The sequence below is a fragment of the Methanoplanus sp. FWC-SCC4 genome (genome assembly GCF_032878975.1).
GTDB lineage: Archaea > Halobacteriota > Methanomicrobia > Methanomicrobiales > Methanomicrobiaceae > Methanochimaera > Methanochimaera problematica.
Genome location: NZ_CP043875.1, coordinates 1654882 through 1674070, shown reverse-complemented (window position 1 = coordinate 1674070; position 19189 = coordinate 1654882). Strand labels below are relative to the sequence as shown.

The 19189-nt window shown below is 41.9% G+C and carries 18 protein-coding genes; 8 read left to right on the top strand and 10 right to left on the bottom strand.

Annotated features, from left to right (window positions below):
• Positions 1-475: 475 nt before the first annotated feature.
• Complete coding sequence (gene hmgA, locus F1737_RS08455; RefSeq protein ID WP_317136148.1) at positions 476-1681, bottom strand: hydroxymethylglutaryl-CoA reductase (NADPH); 1206 nt, start codon at positions 1679-1681, stop codon at positions 476-478.
• Positions 1682-1725: 44 nt separating this feature from the next.
• Here hmgA and F1737_RS08450 point away from each other — a divergent pair, with 44 nt between their 5' ends.
• Complete coding sequence (locus tag F1737_RS08450) at positions 1726-2640, top strand: class I SAM-dependent methyltransferase (protein ID WP_317136147.1); 915 nt, start codon at positions 1726-1728, stop codon at positions 2638-2640.
• 76 nt (positions 2641-2716) lie between these two features.
• Here the strand turns inward: F1737_RS08450 and F1737_RS08445 are convergent, their stop codons facing one another.
• Positions 2717-4012, bottom strand: a complete 1296-nt coding sequence (locus tag F1737_RS08445) for an APC family permease (protein ID WP_317136146.1) — start codon at positions 4010-4012, stop codon at positions 2717-2719.
• 411 nt (positions 4013-4423) lie between these two features.
• Between F1737_RS08445 and F1737_RS08440 the strand changes: the two genes are divergently transcribed.
• The gene (locus F1737_RS08440) at positions 4424-7774 is read left to right on the top strand and encodes a PKD domain-containing protein (RefSeq protein ID WP_317136145.1); all 3351 of its coding nucleotides are present in this window, start codon (positions 4424-4426) and stop codon (positions 7772-7774) included.
• Positions 7775-7915: 141 nt separating this feature from the next.
• On the top strand, positions 7916-8740 hold the full coding sequence (locus F1737_RS08435) for a mechanosensitive ion channel family protein (RefSeq protein ID WP_317136144.1): 825 nt from the start codon (positions 7916-7918) through the stop codon (positions 8738-8740).
• 83 nt (positions 8741-8823) lie between these two features.
• Here F1737_RS08435 and F1737_RS08430 read toward each other — a convergent pair whose 3' ends face one another.
• From F1737_RS08430 to F1737_RS08410, 5 genes are all read right to left on the bottom strand, one after another.
• Complete coding sequence (locus F1737_RS08430; protein ID WP_317136143.1) at positions 8824-9327, bottom strand: TspO/MBR family protein; 504 nt, start codon at positions 9325-9327, stop codon at positions 8824-8826.
• A 66-nt stretch (positions 9328-9393) separates the two neighbouring features.
• Positions 9394-9783, bottom strand: a complete 390-nt coding sequence (locus F1737_RS08425; protein ID WP_317136142.1) for a Zn-ribbon domain-containing OB-fold protein — start codon at positions 9781-9783, stop codon at positions 9394-9396.
• Between the two features lie 3 nt (positions 9784-9786).
• Positions 9787-10953, bottom strand: coding sequence for a thiolase domain-containing protein (locus F1737_RS08420; protein WP_317136141.1), 1167 nt, complete (start codon positions 10951-10953; stop codon positions 9787-9789).
• Positions 10950-11999, bottom strand: coding sequence for a hydroxymethylglutaryl-CoA synthase (locus F1737_RS08415; protein WP_317136140.1), 1050 nt, complete (start codon positions 11997-11999; stop codon positions 10950-10952). The genes F1737_RS08420 and F1737_RS08415 overlap by 4 nt, the downstream gene beginning before the upstream one ends.
• Positions 11993-12703 (bottom strand): transcriptional regulator, encoded by a 711-nt coding sequence (locus F1737_RS08410; RefSeq protein ID WP_317136139.1) that lies wholly within the window; start codon positions 12701-12703, stop codon positions 11993-11995. The genes F1737_RS08415 and F1737_RS08410 overlap by 7 nt, the downstream gene beginning before the upstream one ends.
• A 120-nt stretch (positions 12704-12823) precedes the next feature.
• Between F1737_RS08410 and F1737_RS08405 the strand changes: the two genes are divergently transcribed.
• The 4 genes from F1737_RS08405 to F1737_RS08390 all read left to right on the top strand — a co-directional run bounded on the left by F1737_RS08405 (position 12824) and on the right by F1737_RS08390 (position 16215).
• A complete protein-coding gene (locus F1737_RS08405) occupies positions 12824-13492 on the top strand; it encodes a DUF120 domain-containing protein (RefSeq protein WP_317136138.1) in 669 nt (222 codons plus the stop codon).
• Positions 13489-14169 (top strand): 3,4-dihydroxy-2-butanone-4-phosphate synthase, encoded by a 681-nt coding sequence (gene ribB / locus F1737_RS08400; protein ID WP_317136137.1) that lies wholly within the window; start codon positions 13489-13491, stop codon positions 14167-14169. The genes F1737_RS08405 and ribB overlap by 4 nt, the downstream gene beginning before the upstream one ends.
• Before the next feature lie 245 nt (positions 14170-14414).
• Positions 14415-15521 carry a PAS domain-containing protein gene (locus F1737_RS08395; protein ID WP_317136136.1) on the top strand — a complete coding sequence of 369 codons (1107 nt, stop codon included), beginning with the start codon at positions 14415-14417 and terminating at the stop codon, positions 15519-15521.
• Between the two features lie 34 nt (positions 15522-15555).
• Positions 15556-16215 (top strand): M48 family metallopeptidase, encoded by a 660-nt coding sequence (locus F1737_RS08390; protein ID WP_317136135.1) that lies wholly within the window; start codon positions 15556-15558, stop codon positions 16213-16215.
• Between the two features lie 57 nt (positions 16216-16272).
• Here F1737_RS08390 and F1737_RS08385 read toward each other — a convergent pair whose 3' ends face one another.
• Together F1737_RS08385 and F1737_RS08380 are read right to left on the bottom strand one after the other, a co-directional pair.
• Positions 16273-16710: an adenylyltransferase/cytidyltransferase family protein gene (locus F1737_RS08385; RefSeq protein WP_317136134.1), complete on the bottom strand. Its 438-nt coding sequence runs from the start codon at positions 16708-16710 to the stop codon at positions 16273-16275.
• Positions 16707-17078 carry a Mov34/MPN/PAD-1 family protein gene (locus F1737_RS08380; RefSeq protein ID WP_317136133.1) on the bottom strand — a complete coding sequence of 124 codons (372 nt, stop codon included), beginning with the start codon at positions 17076-17078 and terminating at the stop codon, positions 16707-16709. The genes F1737_RS08385 and F1737_RS08380 overlap by 4 nt, the downstream gene beginning before the upstream one ends.
• A 148-nt stretch (positions 17079-17226) precedes the next feature.
• Here F1737_RS08380 and F1737_RS08375 point away from each other — a divergent pair, with 148 nt between their 5' ends.
• Positions 17227-17673 carry a universal stress protein gene (locus tag F1737_RS08375; RefSeq protein ID WP_317136132.1) on the top strand — a complete coding sequence of 149 codons (447 nt, stop codon included), beginning with the start codon at positions 17227-17229 and terminating at the stop codon, positions 17671-17673.
• A gap of 77 nt (positions 17674-17750) precedes the next feature.
• Here the strand turns inward: F1737_RS08375 and F1737_RS08370 are convergent, their stop codons facing one another.
• A complete protein-coding gene (locus tag F1737_RS08370; RefSeq protein ID WP_317136131.1) occupies positions 17751-19166 on the bottom strand; it encodes a dihydropteroate synthase-like protein in 1416 nt (471 codons plus the stop codon).
• Positions 19167-19189 lie beyond the last annotated feature (23 nt).

Genomic DNA, 19189 nt, shown 5'->3' with positions numbered 1-19189 from the left:
ATGAGATGCATTAGTTTAAAATCCTAATATGACACCTGTGATTTCTAATCATAATGGGAGTCCCACTTCCAGGACTCAAAAATATGGCAAATTATTATTAAATTTCTATAAATATCTCATAAATGTCAGATATATTTGTGATCAGTTTTATTGGATTTTGTATAGACCTGTTTAAAAATATTGATTTTTTATATATATCCATCATTTGTGTATGCGCGTCAAAAAAAGCTGATTAATGATTTGTAAATGCTATTCCCGTGTTTATAGCGGTTGGATTTAATCACTATTTCCTGATGTTGAAATTGTAATATTTTCCAATTGTCCTTTCTAATCCGTTGCTAAATATTCAGGTAACAAATCCCTAATATAATGACCAAGAAGGAATCCTCTGTTTTCTAATTGCTATTGATAGTCATGGATTTCAATAAGTCATTGGAAATCTGCTTTAAAAAATGTAATATAAAAAAAGATATTTTCAGCGTCCGAGCTGCTGATGAGCTCTTGCAAGATGGCCTGCACCAAGAGCACCTATTAAGGACAGTTCACCTGCCAAAACTGCGGATGCGACAATTTCAGCAAATTTTCGTGCATTATCGCCTGACTTCTCCCCGCCTCCCGAGCAGCCGAGAAGTGAGAGGCATTCCCTTTGTGTGTCTATACCGGTTCCGCCGCCGACTGTTCCTACCTGAAGTGACGGAAGTGTTACAGATACATAAACGCCGCCTTCCATCTGGTCAACGGTTGTTATGGTGTTTGCACCCTCGACAACGTGTGCCGGATCCTGTCCGCATGCAAGAAACATTGCCGCTATGACGTTTGCGGCATGAGCATTGAATCCGAGTGCGCCTGCACGTGCAGAGCCAACAAGGTTTTTGCGGTTATTGACTTCCATCATCGTCTTCGCATCGGTTTTGAAGGTCTCTTTGATCATATCATCTGACAGGAAAACACCTGCGGAAACTGATTTTCCCCTGCCAAGAACAAGGTTTATTGCCGCCGGCTTTTTATCAGTGCACATATTTCCTGAAAGGGCAACAAGTGTTGCGCCGGTTTCCTGACTGACTTTTTGTGCAATTCTCTCGCTTGCGATTGTAACCATGTTCATGCCCATTGCATCGCCGGTTGAGAATTCAATTCTTGCATAGACACTTGTCCCTACCTGGAAGCACAAAATATCCTTCATTTTACCGTGTGAAGTTGTGGCTTCCGCAATATCTTTTAAGACCTGCTTGTTGGATTCAATCCAGCGTATAATATCCATTGCATGTGCAACATTTTTTGCAGCGAAAACAGGTGCTCTTGTCATGCCGTCACGCTGTATTCTGACATCCGCACCGCCTGCCTTTGTTATCGCCTTGCATCCCCTGTTAATTGATGCAACAAGCGCCCCTTCCGTTGTTGCAAGCGGGATATAATAATCCTCTTTTGCATACTCCCCGTTGACTTTGAGTTTTCCTGCAACACCTAAGGGTATCTGGATGGCACCTATCATATTCTCGCAGTTTTTCGCTACGATGCGCTCGATATTTACCGAATATCTACCTACAGTGTCAAATTTATTCCCGGTTTCCTCTTCAATATATGCTCTCCTGACCGAAACCGCCTCTGTTGGAGGAAGTTCGTTTTCAAGAGCGTGCATCTTTAATGTTCCCCTTCGAAGACGCTCGATATATTCTTCCATGTGTTTAGTTATTTGTCTGTCAGATACAATATTATAATGGTCAAATGTCACGGAAACTGTTCGGAGTCAGGGTGGAAAAGTCAAAAGGAGAGATTACCCGGAGGGAACTTTTAGGGGCGGGTGCTTTAAGCAATGATTTCCGGCCTTTAAATGACGGTGATTATCTGATATTTCCGGTAGCGGATGAAATGATGGCAACGGGGGAATACATATTTGAAGAGAGACCCAAAAAAGAGGCTCTCCCACGTCATGAATTAATCGGGGGAATTGCGATTATGCAGGATGACGATGTCAGGAGTGCGGGTCTTCTTCTAAAATCCCGTCCCGTGATTCACACGGTTTTACACTCCGAGAGTGCTGTTCAGGGCGAATACAGAATTAAGGAGTTTAAGGTTCTTGCCGGCAAGGACACAACAGAGACTCTTTATGTTGAATACGGACACCGTTTTTTAATTGATCTCTCTGTTGCGTATTTTTCAGCACGTCTTGCAAATGAAAGGCAGAGGATATATGAAATTATGGATGAAAACGAGAGGGTTCTGGATATGTTTGCCGGAGTCGGACCTTTCCCGATAGCTTTGTCGGATAAAGCATCTGTTATTTTTGCAGGTGACATAAATCCGGGAGCTGTAAGCCTGATGCAGAAAAATATCGGCCTTAATAAAAAGAGGAACATCATCCCGATGCTTGCAGATGCACTTCATCTTGGAAATATTCTTCCTGCCCATTCCTTTGACAGAATAATTATGAACCTTCCAATGACATCCGATGAATTTTTAGAGGTCGCGTTTAAGCTTTGTAAAAAGGGCGGAACCGTTCATTTTTACACCCTTCAGTCAGAGGAGGGTGAGATGACAGACACTCTGCGGAGATTTACAAAGGGAAGCATCAGGGAAAAGATGGTAAGATCCTATTCTCCGGTTCAGCACCATGCGGTCTATGATGTATGCTGCGAATAAATCACTTCTTTTTTCCAATAGATTTCCATGCAATAGAATATTTTTTTAGGACAGATATTCTCAGGAAATTTTGTTTTCAACCCTTTCTTTTTAGGGATGTCTGATATAAAACATTGATTGTGGCTGATATGATTATTATCCCGACTCCAATCAGAATTATTGACATATCCATCTGAAACAGGAAAAAAAGGCAGGTCATTATTCCAAGCAGAGGGATTACCGGGACTTTTAGGATCGAAAACGGCACTTTAAAGGGCCTTTTTGAGTCCGGCATTATAATACGTAAAACAATAACCGAGGCGTTAATAATTGCAAATGTTGCAAAAAGGGTGAAATTTGTAATGAATGCAACATCCTTAATTCCGCCTGCTGAAAGGAAAAGAATTGACAGGACGGTGACGATTACTATTGCAACAACAGGCGTTCTTCTGCTTTTGCTTACATATGAAACGGCCTGTGGAAGCCTTCCCTTCTTTGCCATCCCGTACATTATCCTTGATGCCGAAAGCATCATCAGCAAAACCGTGTTTGCCGTTGCGAAAAGTGCAATGAATGTGAATATCAGATAACCTTCAGGGAAAACAGAGCCTGCGATTTTTGCAAACGGATTCGGGCTTCCCGCAACAGCCTCCCATCCCCCGATGCTGACAATTGATATGGATACAAGAATATAGAGAATTATTGTAAAGATGAGGGCTAAAAGGAGTCCTTTTGGAATGTTTTTTTCAGGGCTTACAGTCTCCTCGGAGAGTTTTACAATCTCCTCAAAACCCTGGTATGCAAAAAATATGAGAGAGGCTGCAATAAAAACCCCTGATATCCCCTGCGGCATTTCAAGGTAGTTTACACTTCCTATATGCGGTAATGCTATTGCAATTATCCCAACAAGGCCTGCACTCTCTATAAATGTAAAAATAATTGCAATATATGCTGACTGTTTGATCCCGATGAACAGCACTGCTGCAAGTGATATTATAAGAAATATGGCGACAGTGTACAGGTCGGCACCGGTAAAACCGTTGAAATACCCTGCAAAGCCGAGTGCAACGGTTGAAGCTCCTATTATCCCTGAGAGTATTACAAGAGTGCCTGTGATGAATGCGAGTGTGCAGCCAAAAGACTGTCTTGTGTATTCATATTCGGCGCTTGCCTCAGGGAACATGGATGAAAGCTCCATGTACGAAAGGCCGGTAAACGCCGCTATTGATGCAGACAATAGAAAGGAGAGCCAGAGGGCGTTTCCGGAAGTCGCTGCCGCTTCCCCTATTAGTGCATAGATGCCTGCACCAAGTATAACGCCGACTCCGGATATAACAACCTCCGGAAGCCCAAGGACTCTCATTAGCGGAACCTGTTCCTCTCTTTTGTCCATTATTTAATCACTGCCCGGCGCCCTTTTTTATTCTGTTAGTCAGGCTGCCCTGTATTATCTTTTACAATTGTCATACTCTTCCTTGCAGTTTTTATAATTATGCTTAATAAAAAACCGGCATGCCCCGGGATTCGTGTTCTGTAAATAAACATGTGGGATGTAATGGCTCAAAAGTCATGATTTTTACAATATAATCTCAAAAATATTGTTCTATTTTTCAAAAATAGCTATTTTCCGTAATTTTTAATAGGATATTCATCCACAATAAACTATATATTTATAAATAGTTAAGTTGAAAATATCATTCACTTATTAAAAATTACACAACTGTAATACAAATTGCAGTGATCACGATATTCAGACTGTCTCATGATTCAACCAAAATCAATGAGATTTCAGGAGTTATATGCTATGTTCAGTGATTTACGGAAAACTTCAGCAGTGCTGTTGCTTTTTATTTTGATTATGGTGCCGGTTTCGGCAGAATATGTTGTTCCCTGTGACTATGTCGGTGAGATAGGGATTAAAACGACAGAAGCATCTGGATTTTACGGTATTGCCATCGATGGTAGTGACAATTTGTATGTGCCGGTGCAGGATGGAACTGACGAACCAAACAGCACGATAGAGATCTTCTCTTCTTCAGGTGTAAAAACCGGTTCTTGGTTTGCACCTGACTCCAATGGTCCCCAGGATATCTGCTTTAACTCTTCAGGTTTTGCTTATGTAGGATATTATAATTCCAACAATTCTATAAACATCTATAAACCCGACGGAGTCCTTGTCAGGAGCGAAAAAAAAGATGATAATATTCCATGGGAGAAAGTTGGTCATCTGGCAACGGATTCCGATGACATGTTGTATCTTTCTGATCTTACTCACAAAGGAAGAGATATGGATATTTATGATCTGGGTTTCAATAAGCTTAAAACAATTTCCTCCACAGAAGGCTATTTTAGAAAGATGGCGTTTAATTCTTCGGATTATATGTTTTTAGCTTCAGTTGATGATAGTTTTATTTCTGGAAAAGTGAATGTTTATGAGCCTGACCGGGATTTTCTCACATCTTTTGGAGATGAAGGGAATATAGGTTCTCCGATGTCGGTTGCAATTGATGATCAAGACGGGATCTTTGTTTCAGACGGGAATGATTATCTTATAAAATATTTTAATTCTGATTTTGGTTTTGTCAAATCCTTTGGAGGCAGTGGGACAAATAGTGGTCAGTTTAATATTAACTCGGGCCCAAAAGGAATGGCATTAAACAGCACAGGATATCTGTATGTTTCAGATACTTATAGTAAAAGAGTACAGATATTTGGTGCACTTCTCCCAGAGGTTAATTCATTATCGGTTGTTGAGGCAAAGACCGGAAGAAATGTAGATATTATTGTAACCGGAGGAAATTTTTCAACCGGCTATGAGGGGACAGGCACTGACATACGCTATGTAAATCTCACAAAAGGAGACCTGGTAGTAGCAGGTGATAATCCTGTTGTTCATGATTCAGGCAGCCTCTCTGTTTCATTCAATCTTGCAGGAGTTACTCCCGGATATTATAATATGACTGTTGCAAATCCTTCCGGTCTGACCGGATTTGTGGAGAATGCGTTTTTGGTTACTCCCGAAAATCCTGTGAGTGTATCCTTTACGGCAGATAAATCCGTGGTTTATGCACCTGACACTATACATTTTGAGAGCACATCCACAGGAGATATTAGTGAATACAACTGGACTGTCGGGGGTGTTTTTGCCTCCAACAGCAGTTCCTTTGATAAAACCTTTGATACAGCCGGAATATACAGCGTAAACTTAAATGTTACAGACATCTGGGGATATGAGTCCAATACATCATCAGACATTACAGTATATCCTGTATCATCTTTTACAGCAGACAATACAACCGGAGAGGGACCGCTTTTTGTATCCTTCAATGAAACTTCCACAGGTCGCCCTGACAATTATGAATGGAGTATTGACGGTGTATTTGAGTCAAACGAGAGAAATATCACTCATACATTTGATCCCGGCCGGTATCTTGTTTCATTAAACGTAAGTTTTGGTGGTTTGTACAACCGGTCGGATATAGAAATTGTTTCAAATCCGCCGGTGCCGGTAAATGCATCCTTTTACGCCGGTAAAAATGAGGGAGTACTTAATGACGTGATCTCATTTAACGACACTTCAGAAGGTGATACACTATCTTATGAATGGCTGATTGACAATGTTCATGCATCTGACAGCCAAAATATGACATATACCTTTGCTGATTCCGGAGTATTTGATATCCGCCTGAATGTGACCGACAGATGGGGCTTTTCAGACAATACCTCGGCCAGTGTAAAGATTTATCCGCTGCCGAAATTCACTGCAAATATAACAGAATTCCATGCCCCGTGCAGCATCAGATTCACTGACACTTCCATTCAGGCATTTGATAAGCGGGAGTGGTTCATAAACGGAGTTATGGTCTCATCCGAGCTGGATTTCATAAGGGACTTTGAAACTGCCGGAAACTATACAGTTACTCTAAGGCAGTCTTCTGATGGCATTAACAACGAGACTTCAACCGTTGTAAAAATATTTCTGCGTGCAAACGCATCTTTTACTGAAAATTCCCTGACAGGGGGTGCACCTTTCAGGTTCACGGCCGTTGACACTTCCTCCGGCTACATTACATCACGCAACTGGACTGTTGATGAATTTTTGAATATCTCGTCTTCACCGGTGCTGGTACACAACTTTGACACTGCCGGAAATCACACTGTCGGGATAAATGTAACTGACAAATGGGGTAATACCGACAACATTACAAAGACTGTGTCAGTCTTTCCCGTTGCGGAATTTTCAATGGATAAATCAGAAGGATGTGCTCCTCTTACAGTTGCATTTGCCAGCACATCAACCGGAAATCCGGTTTTATTCAACTGGACGGTAAACGGCACGCCGGAATCAAATGCAGTTTCCTTCAGCCGGACTTTTGAAAAGCCGGGGGTATATCCTGTTGTCCTTAATGTAAGTGCCGGCGGATTATCCGGGGAGGTTTCACACAACGTCACAGTTACCAAAAAGCCCGTAACTCCTACAGAGACTCCCCGTTCAGGTCAGGGTTCGGGAGGCAATTCAAATGTAGGTTCCGGCTATGCGACACAGATCAGTTCAGGCAGTACTGCTTCATTTAAGATGAGCAAAGGTGCAGTCTACGATGTTGAGGTCACAGCCGCCAGGGATGTACCAAAACTGATGGTCACAGTTGAGGAAGTCTCGGGTATAAACAGTAATATGGCGATAGAGGACACGCCGGTGTATGAATATGAGAAGGCAACGCTTTACAAAACATCTTCCGATTCAATGAAGGATGCCGACCTTTTCTTCAAGGTTGAGAAAAAATGGCTGTCCGGGAAAGGATATAAACAGGGCGATGTTGTAATGAAGCACTATGTAAACGGCGGATGGGAGTCCCTTCCTACATATTTCGTCCGTGAGGATGCAGGCTTTTACTACTACAAAGCAATAACCCCCTCATTTTCATACTTTGCAATAACGGTTGAGAAGAATGCAACCATATTTGAAGATGACGGCAAAATATCAGGTCTTCCTGAAACAGACCTGATATCAGGCATAAATAATATCCAGACTGAAAACGGCACAAACACTGACTCTGCCGGCACGAAAAAAGCAGGAACCGGTCCTGTATGGCTTTTTGTCTGCATAATCTCCGGGATAATTGCAATATCCCTGAATAAAAGATCAGGGAAGTAGACCCGGAGTTTTTTAACAACCCGGTTCTACTGACTTATTTTTACAATATTTTTTAGAGTTTTTTCTGCCTTTAAACCGATCGTGTGCAGAGGCTGGTATTATATACCTTGCAGATTATTTAGAAAAAAGGGGGGCTATTTAATGGCTGAAGAATTTTCATTAAATTTAAATGCAATAAATTTTGGCGCACTTTTTTCGCTGTCGTTGGGAAATCTGATTCTGGCTTTGGCAACTCTTATTTTAGGTTACATAATTGTCAGGTTCATAGGAGAGGCCATCAGAAAAAGCGGTGAGAAAAATCTGAATATACCTGCTCTTATGATGATCCAGATTGCAAGGGCGATAAAATTTGTACTATATGTACTTGTGATACTCCTGGCTCTCGCTTTCCTGAATTTCGATGTTGCCGGAATAATCATTGCAATCGGTGCGTTCTTAGGTCTGATTTTGGGATTTGGCATGAAGGACACTGTAAACAACATTGCATCAGGACTTTGGATTTCGGCAACAAAAGCATATGATATTGATGATGAGGTGACAGTTTCCGGTCTGACCGGCCTGATTGTTGACATGAACCTGCTTGCAACAGAGCTGAAGCAGATTGACAATGCAAGGGCAATAATTCCAAACGGAAATATCTGGAACAGTCCAATTATCAATTATACCAAAATGCCAATCAGGATGCTCATATTAAATTTCGGAATATCGTATGACAGCAGTGTGCCTGATGCGGTAAACGCAGCCGTTTCAGCTGCCAAAAAACATTCACTGGTTCATGGCGATCCTGAGCCAGCCGTTAAATTTCTCGAGATGGCTGAATCATCAGTTAATCTTCAGCTTAGGGTCTGGGTTAATACACCTGATTACTATCAGGTAAAATCGGAGCTTATGAACATGTTATATGATGGTCTCAACACGGCAGGTGTCAAAATTCCTTATCCACATGTTGAACTTGTAAAAGAATAATAATTCAAAATAAGGAAATAAATCAATTTTTTATGGGGGGGCGGGGTTAGAAAAAAAGATTAATCTGTTTCCCGCTCTCTTTTTCAGACAATAACCGGGTTTATCATCAGTATTGCCGCATTGATATATGCTGCAAAAGAAACCCATGCAATGTATGGCATAAGCAGGTATGCCGCCTTTTTGTTGATATCATATGAAACAATGATTGTCTGCAATATGAATATCCAGAGAAATATAATCCCAATCATCCCGAATAGCGGACTTTTCATACCAAAGAACAAAACCGACCAGAGCACATTTAAAATCAGCTGAATTGCAAACACTGAAACCGCCGCCCGTACTTTCTGCCGGTTAAACCCTTCAGCAAGCAGAAGATACAGGGATATCCCCATCAGTGTGTAAAGTGTAATCCAGACAATTGGAAATGCAATTGAAGGCGGAATAAACCATGGCTTTACAAGCTCTTCTGCGTACCATGAACCAGGGCCGGTTTCAGTAAAAAATCCTCCTATTATTCCTGCAAGGTTGCAGATTATGACCGAGGCTATAAGAGTCAGTGGTTCTTTTATATAATTTTTTAATTTCATCAAAGCCCCCCCATAAAATAGACTTTTGTGTATAAAAATTAGGTTATTGGAAATTGGATTTTTTGTTTAAGCAGGTACAAATTTTGTACCGTATACTATAGTTCCGCTCGGGCCGTCAGAAACAATCTTTCTGAATGTGGATTTTACCGGCATTCCTATGTGTATTTCATTAATATCGCAGACCACAGGTGCAGTCATTCTGGTTCCCTCATCGAGTTCGATAATTGCAACCGGGAAAGGTGTCTGAATATCGTACTCTTCACTTGTCGTTCGGATTATGGAGAAGGTGACAACTTTACCTGTTCCTTTAAATTTATGTTCGACAATTTTTCCTTCTCTTCTGCATTTTGGACAAAGTGTACGTGGCGGGAAATAGTGTGTACCGCATGTCTCGCACTTTGTACCAATCAGATTATAGCGCTGGGGCTGTTTTCTCCAGAAACGTGGAACTGACATTTATTAGGTCCTCCCAAATATGTGTGTTACAACAGTTGCACCGGTTCCGCCGACATTTTGTGTCATTCCGATTTCGGCACCGTTAACCTGTCTCTTTCCTGCATCTCCCCTGAGCTGCTGGACAATTTCACAGACCTGCTTTATGCCTGTTGCACCGACAGGGTGTCCGCATGCCTTAAGTCCGCCGCTTGTGTTGACAGGAAGCTTTCCGTCAAGAGCAGTGTATCCTTCCTCTGTAAGTTTTCCGGCTTCTCCTTTTTTACAGAATCCGAGATCTTCTATTGCACAGATTTCTGCAATTGTGAAACAGTCGTGGACTTCAACAAGGTCGATATCCTTTCTCTCAAGCCCTGCCATCTTAAATGCACGGTTTCCTGCCGCGATTGTTGCATCAATTGTGCTGATGTCACGGCGGTCGTGAAGTGAAATTGTATCTGTTGCCTGTGTTGATGCCAGAACTTTGACAGGTGTGTCTGTGAATTCATGTGCACGTTCAAGCGGGCATACGATAACTGCTGAAGCTCCGTCTGAAACCGGTGAGCAGTCCATGAGGCGCAGAGGGTCTGCAACAAGGGTTGAGTTTTTGACAACGTCCAGTGTAATTTCTTTTCTGAACTGTGCTATTGGGTTTCTTGCGCCGTTGAAGTGATTTTTGACTGCAACCTGTGCAAGCTGTTCTCTTGTAAGACCGTACTTGTGGATGTAGTCCCTTGCCATCATTGCGTAAAGTGAAGGGAATGTGACTCCGTAGATTCCTTCCCATTCCCTGTCAGCTGCGCCTGCAAGGGCATCGGTTGTCTCTCCGCCGGAGACATCGGTCATTTTCTCGACACCTGCTGCAATTACTACGTCCTGCATCCCTGATGCGACGCAGGTAACTGCCTGTCTGAATGCCAGACCTCCTGATGCACAGGCTGCTTCTGTTCTTGTTGAAGGGATGTGGTTTGTTGCAAGGCCGGCGTAGTCTGCAATGAGTGCTCCAATATGTTCCTGGAGTACAAAACGACCACCGCTCATGTTTCCGACAAACATCTCGTCAATCTGTTCACCGTCAAGCCCTGCATCTTCTATTGCCTTTACACCGGCTTCAACACAAAGCTCTCTGAATGAGGTGTCCCACATTTCACCAAAGTTGGTGAGTCCTATTCCGATAACTGCTACGTCTCTCATAATTGCATCACGATTTTACCCTTGTGTTTGGCATACAGTGCATAGTCGAGGTACTGCTTGTCTTCTAAGAGTTCCTCAACAGAAGGTGCTTTTTTCCTGTCGATCTCAGTCTCAATTGCATCAGTTACAGTGATGTCGAATGCATCGCTTCCTGAACCTGATCCGTAGGATGTTACAAATATCCTGTCGCCAGGTTTTGCTATATCAAGAGTTGCTGAAAGTCCGACCGGCACTGCACCTGAATATGTGTTTCCAAGACGCGGTACTGCAAGTCCCGGTTTTATCTGTTCTGATGTAAATCCGAGCATTTTTGAAACATTTCTCGGGAATTTAGCATTTGGCTGGTGGAAAACCGCATAGTCATAATCTGAAGGACTTGTGCCCATTCTTTCCATCATGAGATTTGCAGCACCCTGGATGTGCTTGAAGTATGCAGGTTCACCTGAGAAACGTCCTCCGTGTCTTGGGTATTCCTGTCCCTCACGTCTCCAGAAATCAGGTGTATCTGAAGAAAAAGAGCATGTGTCGTTAATCTCTGCGATTACATCATCGTTTCCGATAACAAATGCGGCACCTCCGGCGGCAGCGGTGTACTCAAGAGCATCCCCTGGTGCACCCTGTGCAATGTCTGAACCGATTGCAACACCGTATTTTATCATGCCACTTTTTACAAGACCCATGCAGGTCTGAATGCCTGCTGTTCCTGCTTTGCATGCAAATTCGTAGTCAGCGGCGGTCATGACCGGAGTTGCACCGATTGCCTCTCCTACAGTAACTGCTGTTGGTTTGACTGCATACGGGTGTGACTCACTGCCCACATAAATTGCACCGATATCATCGGGGTTTACTTCTCTTCTTAAGAGTGCATTTCTTGCTGCGTTTACCGAGATTGTAAGTGTATCCTCGTCAAGGTCCGGTACGGATTTTTCAAAAACCCCCAGTCCTTTTGCAATCTCAGCGCCGTTTGAACCCCAGACCCTTGCAATCTCTTCAGTTTTGATGCGGTATCTCGGGATATAAGCACCGTATGTAATAATTCCTACCATGGTTCTTCCCTCAGAATTTCAACAATTTTTGTTACTTCCATTTCTGTTGTAAGCAGTGTAATATTGTCTCTTTTTGCGAGCTCTATTACAAGCGGGTGAATCTTCTCTTTTGTTATTCCCTGAAGAATAACACATCGCGGTTTGAAAGGAGTAACTCTTATTGCGATCATCGGCGATTTGCCGGTTGAGACGTTTGTGAAAATCAGCGCCCGTTCAGTGCTCCAGCCGTAAATCTTGTTAAACTCCGCGGCTGAAAGCTGAACGATGGCGTTCAGACTGTTGACAACTGTATAGCCGTAAATCCTGTGTGCAAGTGTGCCATCAATAAGTGAGCAGTTTATCGCATCACAGAGGTCTTTTAGCGGTATGGATGAGTCGTAATCATGCATATCATAGATTACGTCATCATCAAAATCACTGTAAAGAATTTTGGCATACTTTTTCATGTATTTGCCGCCATTCTCCTCGTCTATTTTAAGAATTGTCTCAACAATCTTTCCGACTACTGCGGTTCCCGGGCTTTTTCTCCTTCCGCCTTCATAGTCTGAGATGACAGACGGAGAAACCCCGAGTTTTTCTGCCAGAATACCCGGGGCTATGGCGAAATTCATCCTCCATTTTTTGAGTGCATCTCCGGGTGCCTCTGACAGCGTAATCTCTCCTGCCATTTTTTCAGCAAGACGATTGCGCAGTGCGGATTTCATGAGAATATATGAGCATTTACTATGTTATATAATTAGCGAAAGCCCATTCGTCATTTCACGAAAAAATAGAGTTCATGATCAAAATCCATATATGGTATGCTTATCAATTATGGTATAACGATGGCAACAGCAGAAGATCTGATATCGCTGAAAAAGATCGGACAGATGGGCGGTCTGAACGGGCAGGTCAATGTTTCATCCCAGAAACTTGGAGATGCTCTTGGAATCAGTCCCCAGACTGCTTCCCGCCGTTTAATATCTCTTGAAAAAGAGGAACTGATAACGAGATCAGTCCGTCAGGACGGTCAGTATGTGTCAATAACCAAATCCGGTGAAGATTCTCTTAAAAAAGAATATGCTGATTATAAACGGCTTTTTGAGGAAAGTGCCGGTACTTTCAGAATTGAAGGTGAGGTTGTAAGCGGTCTCGGGGAAGGCAGGTATTATGTAGCAATCCCCGGATATGTGGCGCAGTTTAAAGAGCGCCTTGGAATTGATCCCTTCCCCGGCACACTTAATGTAAAGCTTGATCCTGCAAATGTGGAAACACGAAAGAAAGCGGAAATGCACGGCTGGGTTGACATTGACGGATTTAAGGCCGATGAGAGAACATTTGGAGCGGCTAAATGTCTGCCATGCAGAATCAGCGGAATAAAGTGTGCAATAATAGTACCGGGAAGGACGCATCACCTTGATGACGTTATTGAAATAATTTCAGGAGTCAGACTTCGTGAAGAACTCGGATTAAAAGACGGAATAAGAATTACAGTGGAGGTATGTTCAAAATGATACAGAAAGCAGTAGAAGCACTAAAAAAAGGAGAATTTGTACTAATATACGATTTTGCAGACCGCGAGGGAGAGACAGACTTTGCGATACGTTCCGACATGATTACACCTGAAGATATCCGGTCCATGAGAAAGGATGCCGGCGGACTTATCTGCACTGCAGTTCATTCAGATGCCGCTGATAAAATGGGACTTCCCTTTGCAAGTGAGGTTTTGAAAATGACTCACATCGCAGAAAAGGAAGGCGATATCCCATATGACAAGAAGAACCATTCATCGTTTTCACTCTGGGTGAATCACAAGGATACATTCACCGGAATTACCGATATTGACAGGGCGCTTACTGCAAACCACCTTGCAGATCATGTAAAGCATGCAATGAACGGAGGTGCTCTTGATTTTGCATCTGAGTTCAGGACACCCGGACACATGGCAACACTGCGTGCAAACAAAAAACTTCTTGATGAAAGACGGGGTCAGACCGAACTTTCAATAACACTTGCGGAGATTGGGGGCATCACACCCTGCATTACAATCTGTGAAATGCTTGACGACAATACCGGACGTGCTCTTTCAAAAGAAGATGCAGAAAAATATGCTGAGGAGAACGGTCTTGTATTTATCGGCGGAAAAGAGATTGTGGAATACTGGGAAAAACAAAAAAGTCAGCAGGTCTGATGAAAATAAATCTCATAAATTTTTTATAATCATATAATTATTATCTGAAATTTCTTAAATCTCTCTTTGAATTGCCGGGTTATTATCACTATATATATAACATTTAAACGAAAAATATAGAATCAGGTATCGTTACAATGGTGCAAATCAGTTTGGAAAATCACTGCTGATTTAATAATTCATAGATAATACAAATATTACTGACAATATGATTTCAGAAAACTGAAATTTCAGGAGATAATATATTGCCCGCAGGACAGTCTGATACGATAAATAAAATCAGGATGATTATTGAAAATCCTGTTTGTAATACTTCCGGATTGCCTGAAGAAAAGGATTTGCCTGATTTCATTGATCCTGTTTTTAATCTCTCTGAAAAACCGGTTTTGATATTCGGGTATCCGTCGGGAAATATTGAATATACAAACAAATCCGCTGTCCTTTATTATAAAAGCCTGAATTTAGATGCCGTCTCCTTAAATATCAGCGATATTTTTATTTCGGTTGAATCTGATTGTGAAAATAAAGTAATTGCAAAAATAAAAGACAATTCCTGTGAAGGTGTCCGTTTAAAATTTAAATCAGCCGAATTTTCCCATAATGAAAAAAATTACATTGCAATGATTCTCGAAGGCGGATTTTCAGACTGCAAAGAAACAAAAAGAAGCCGTGATGCTATTTTTGAGTCTGAAATACTGCACCGGACAACAATTGATGCAATACATGACGCTCTTGTTGTTGTAAACAGGGATCTGGGTATTGAAATATATAACAGGGCATTTGGAAGAATAACCGGATATAATAATTCGTCCGGGGAACTTCAAGGTAAAAACCTTCAGGATATTGCCCCTTATCTTACTGGAAAACTCTGCCTTGAATACCGGTATGTGTTTACATCCGGAGAAACACTTGACACAACAGTAAAGCACCGTGAAGACGGCGGGCTTACTATATATGAGGTTTTAAAGTCTCCGATTTTTGAGGACGGGGAGGTTGTGAAGGTTTTGACTATTCTTCGCGACAGGACCCGCAGTTATCAACTTGAAGAGCTTAAAAAAGAGGCTTTTTTCCAGATTGAAAAAAATATGGAGCAGTTTGCCATATTAAATGATCATATAAGAAATCCGCTTCAGGGAATTGTGGGCCTTGCCGATCTTGAAGGCGGGTCATTTGGGGAAAAGATAATTTTACAGGCGATGGAAATAGACAGTATAGTAAGAAAGCTTGATACAGGATGGATTGAGTCGGATAAGGTCAGGGATATGCTCTCAAAGCATTACGGAATTACCGTAAAGCGGCGTCCCAACGTAAAAAGTCCGATTGGTATGCTCAAGACAAGAAAAATGAATTGATCTCTGATAAATTATTTTCAGATGGACAGATTATATGAAATTTTCCGGATGCGACGTCTCTGTTGTCAGGCGTCCTGTAAAAAATATCCGAATATCTGTTCTGCCCGACAAAACTATAAAAGTGGTCGCTCCCCCTGGGTTTGATGTAAATTCTGTTCTTAATGAAAAGAAGGCATGGATTTTAAAGCATGTCCGGCAAATTTCTGAGAATACCCCCTGCTCTTTAAATGACGATAAGTTTCTGATATATGGTATTTATTATGACATCTGCGGGGGTGATTCATGCAGGATTGACTTTCAGGATGAAGTCATTTTTTATTCATCGCCCTCTGACCTTGAAAATTATCTGAAAGAAAGGCTGAAAAATGATCTGACTCCCCGTCTTGATTATTTTTCAGAAGATATGGGTGTATCATACAACAGGTATTCTGTTAAAAAACAGAAGACAAGGTGGGGCAGCTGTTCCTCAAAGGGCAATCTCAATTTCAATCTCAGGCTGATCGGGCTTCCCCCGCATTTAAGGGATTATGTAATTGTTCATGAACTTGCCCACCTCAAAGAGATGAATCATTCACGGTCTTTTTGGAGCGTTGTTGAAAATCACTGTCCATTATACCGTGATCACAGAAAAGAGCTAAAAAAATACTGGCTTTTGTTAAACCAAAATAAAATCTGGACAAGTCTTCTTGAATAATAAGATCAACACATATGAAGATCAAATAAGTGAACGGGGATTTTTTGATTTTATTATTTATTTTTCCAGGGTTTCATTACAGCGCTGCTTTAATATCTGCTGCATGATGCTTCTCGAACTGGAAAATCCCTGCCCTTTGTAATCATTTATTTTTACGACTTCAGAATAAATTCCTCTCTCATTGAGTTGGTCTTTAAGTTTGCCTGTGTCAAAGTACTGGTTGAATCCTATTGTGATAATATCGGGTTTTATCTCTTCTATTGGTTCAAACATGTCTTTTTCAGAACCAAGGCGTGCAAAGTCAACTGTTTTGAGTGCTCTTACCATCATGAGCCTCTGTTCCTCGGGGATAACCGGTCTTGGTTTGTGCTTTACGTTTGCATCCCTTGCTACTATTACGTGCAGCTCATCTCCGAGTTTTTTTGACTCTTCAAGATAGAATACATGGCCAGGGTGAAGTATATCAAAAGTTCCTGTTGCAACCACCCTTTTCATTCAATGACCTCCATTGAGAACAAGTCGCCGTTAGCCCTGAAGCATCTCCAGGAATCTGTAGTATATGGATTTCCGATAATTATATGGTATTTGCCTATTTTTGGGAAAAAGCGTAAATCTGCATCTGAAGGTCTTATTGCACCGCTCGGATGTGAGTGTGCACTTCCGGCTGTTTTTGTGTCAAGTGGCAGCATGAAGTGGTCAAAGCGTGCACTTGTTTCGCCGGAAATTGTCCCCGGAACAAGTTCAAGTTCTTCAATCACACCTTTATCCTCTTTTAAAATTGCCAGAAATTCATCCGGGTGCTGACTTTTGCCAAGCTCAAGAAGGGTTTCAAGCAGTTCTTTTCTAATTTTTATATCAGGCATATGTGCTATGATATGTTGAGGTGCTGCACTGATAAGTTTTTCATTGATAATTTTATGAAAGAGGGTGTGTTCCGGAGTGCATTTGAAGTTGCCGGCCTTTTGCTTATTCAGGTTAGAATTAATAATTAGTGGGGCTATATAGGCAGTCATGTACAAAAGGATTCTTGTGGGAATAGATGGTTCTGAACCATCAATAAAGGCGCTTAAAAAGGCACTGTCGCTTGCAAAGGGATGGAATGCAAAATTGTACGGTTTGTATGTCATAAACCCGGGGATTTACGGTGCCTCAGTGGTGGATCCTTCCATGGGTGTTGTTGATCCTTCATCTGAGCGTATATTCAACATGTTAAGGGATGAAGGATGGCAGATTATTGAAGAAGCAAAAAAAATTGCTCTTGAAGAAGGTGCCGGTGGTGATTTTGATATGAAATTCGGAGATGCAAGGGATGAAATGCTCGATTATGCCGAAAAAACATCCGCTGATCTTATTATTGTCGGGTCTACGGGGAAGGGAATGGCAAAAAGGCTTCTTTTGGGAAGTGTAAGCTCTGCAATCGTGTCACACAGCAAGGTATCGGTGCTTGTTGTAAGATAGAATATTTTATTTTTACCGGGGATTTTTTAAAACGCTGTTACTGCCTTAAATGTTAAAATAAAAAAGAAACGGATTATTTAAAAATCTCCGTCCTGATCAAAGCTTCGGTCAAATTTTAGGGCAAGTTCTGCCTTGTATAACTCTTTTCCGAGATATGCCGCGTGATCCATTAGCGAAACCCTGTTCTGCTTTAGTATGGTGTGGAAAACATCTTCCCATTTTTTACCCCTGACTGCAGAGCCGTTATGTATGGCAACTATGAACCCGTCTTCTATTCCGATTCTCAGATTGCCAAGAGGGTCATATGTCATATCTTCCGGCATCTCTTCGGCATCTGTTATCGTTTCGTATTTCAGTGGAGGTTCTCTTCTTTTTCTCTTCTCCTTAATTACAAAAAGATCGATTCCGAGATCTTTTGGGTACGGTCTGTCATCTGTAAGTGCCATCATGCAGACAGCTGTCTTCATCTCCTTTATGCTGCCTTTTGTCTTGTCGGAATGCTCGCTTGTAAAAATTACCGATGCACCGGTTTCCTTTGCCATGCCGGCCAGGAGTGCGTTTATCCCGACTGAATCGGCATCGATGAGCTCTGCCACATTTCCTGCACCAAAGAATAAGGGGCAGCCCGTATTTTTAAAATCAGACAGGGATTTTACCAGCCCTGAACCTACAGGCTGTAAAAGCGGATCGGCGATGATTTTTTTAATCCCCGCCTCTTTTGCCATTGCAATGTTTTCTTCGAGTGTTTTTTCGTGAGGCACGATGACTGCGGCAACATCATGTTTTGCGATATCCTCTGCAACAGAGCCCATGTTTTCATCGTGAAGGGAGAGGATTATGTCAGTGTACGGTATTGCCGCTTTTATCAGTTCAGGGTCCTGTGTGTCTGCGGCAAGAAGACCTTTCACTTCTTTGAGGGACTCAAATGTGCGTTTCACATCATCAGGTGTTGCATCAAATCCAAATCCCAAATCGACAATATCCGCACCCGATTCAAAATAACGGGCTGCAACAAATGCAGTGTCCACGTTTTTGTGTGCATCCATTATCTCCGCAAGAACCTTTATCCTCGAATTCCCACCTATTTTAAGGCCTTTAATCTCAAAATCGCAGGATGAATTTTTTTCATTTTCAAGGACTTTGAAAACAGCTTCTTCTTCGCGTTTTTTTGCCAGCATCTCATCTGCCGGGACGTGCCTTGAGAGTTTGATCTCGTCAAGACTTCTTAAGACAAGGCCGAGGTCTGCTGCATGGCGCGGACCTCTGTATATTGGAATGTGCATTTTGTCCTCAAGATTTGAAAAATCTGCGGTGCACATTCCCGAAACCAGAACCATTTCGCAGTTTTTATTTTCCAGTAATATTTTTTCCAGATTATTTGGTGTCAGGAATGCAGCTATTTTTCCAAAAACAACAATATTTACATCAAAACCTTTTGCAGCCTCCAGAACCGTATTATATGCCAGTTCACCTGTCGGGAGAAGTATTGTCATTGTAGCTTGAATTAATATGCAAT

Coding starts and splice junctions, on each gene's coding strand:
- F1737_RS08385 (WP_317136134.1), bottom strand. CDS start 16,710: ATGAAAAGGGTGGTTGCAACAGGAACTTTTGATATACTTCACCCTGGC.
- F1737_RS08445 (WP_317136146.1), bottom strand. CDS start 4,012: ATGGACAAAAGAGAGGAACAGGTTCCGCTAATGAGAGTCCTTGGGCTT.
- F1737_RS08440 (WP_317136145.1), top strand. CDS start 4,424: ATGTTCAGTGATTTACGGAAAACTTCAGCAGTGCTGTTGCTTTTTATT.
- F1737_RS08425 (WP_317136142.1), bottom strand. CDS start 9,783: ATGTCAGTTCCACGTTTCTGGAGAAAACAGCCCCAGCGCTATAATCTG.
- F1737_RS08375 (WP_317136132.1), top strand. CDS start 17,227: ATGTACAAAAGGATTCTTGTGGGAATAGATGGTTCTGAACCATCAATA.
- F1737_RS08370 (WP_317136131.1), bottom strand. CDS start 19,166: ATGACAATACTTCTCCCGACAGGTGAACTGGCATATAATACGGTTCTG.
- hmgA (WP_317136148.1), bottom strand. CDS start 1,681: ATGGAAGAATATATCGAGCGTCTTCGAAGGGGAACATTAAAGATGCAC.
- F1737_RS08430 (WP_317136143.1), bottom strand. CDS start 9,327: ATGAAATTAAAAAATTATATAAAAGAACCACTGACTCTTATAGCCTCG.
- F1737_RS08410 (WP_317136139.1), bottom strand. CDS start 12,703: ATGAAATCCGCACTGCGCAATCGTCTTGCTGAAAAAATGGCAGGAGAG.
- F1737_RS08420 (WP_317136141.1), bottom strand. CDS start 10,953: ATGAGAGACGTAGCAGTTATCGGAATAGGACTCACCAACTTTGGTGAA.
- F1737_RS08415 (WP_317136140.1), bottom strand. CDS start 11,999: ATGGTAGGAATTATTACATACGGTGCTTATATCCCGAGATACCGCATC.
- ribB (WP_317136137.1), top strand. CDS start 13,489: ATGATACAGAAAGCAGTAGAAGCACTAAAAAAAGGAGAATTTGTACTA.
- F1737_RS08390 (WP_317136135.1), top strand. CDS start 15,556: ATGAAATTTTCCGGATGCGACGTCTCTGTTGTCAGGCGTCCTGTAAAA.
- F1737_RS08450 (WP_317136147.1), top strand. CDS start 1,726: ATGTCACGGAAACTGTTCGGAGTCAGGGTGGAAAAGTCAAAAGGAGAG.
- F1737_RS08380 (WP_317136133.1), bottom strand. CDS start 17,078: ATGCCTGATATAAAAATTAGAAAAGAACTGCTTGAAACCCTTCTTGAG.
- F1737_RS08405 (WP_317136138.1), top strand. CDS start 12,824: ATGGCAACAGCAGAAGATCTGATATCGCTGAAAAAGATCGGACAGATG.
- F1737_RS08435 (WP_317136144.1), top strand. CDS start 7,916: ATGGCTGAAGAATTTTCATTAAATTTAAATGCAATAAATTTTGGCGCA.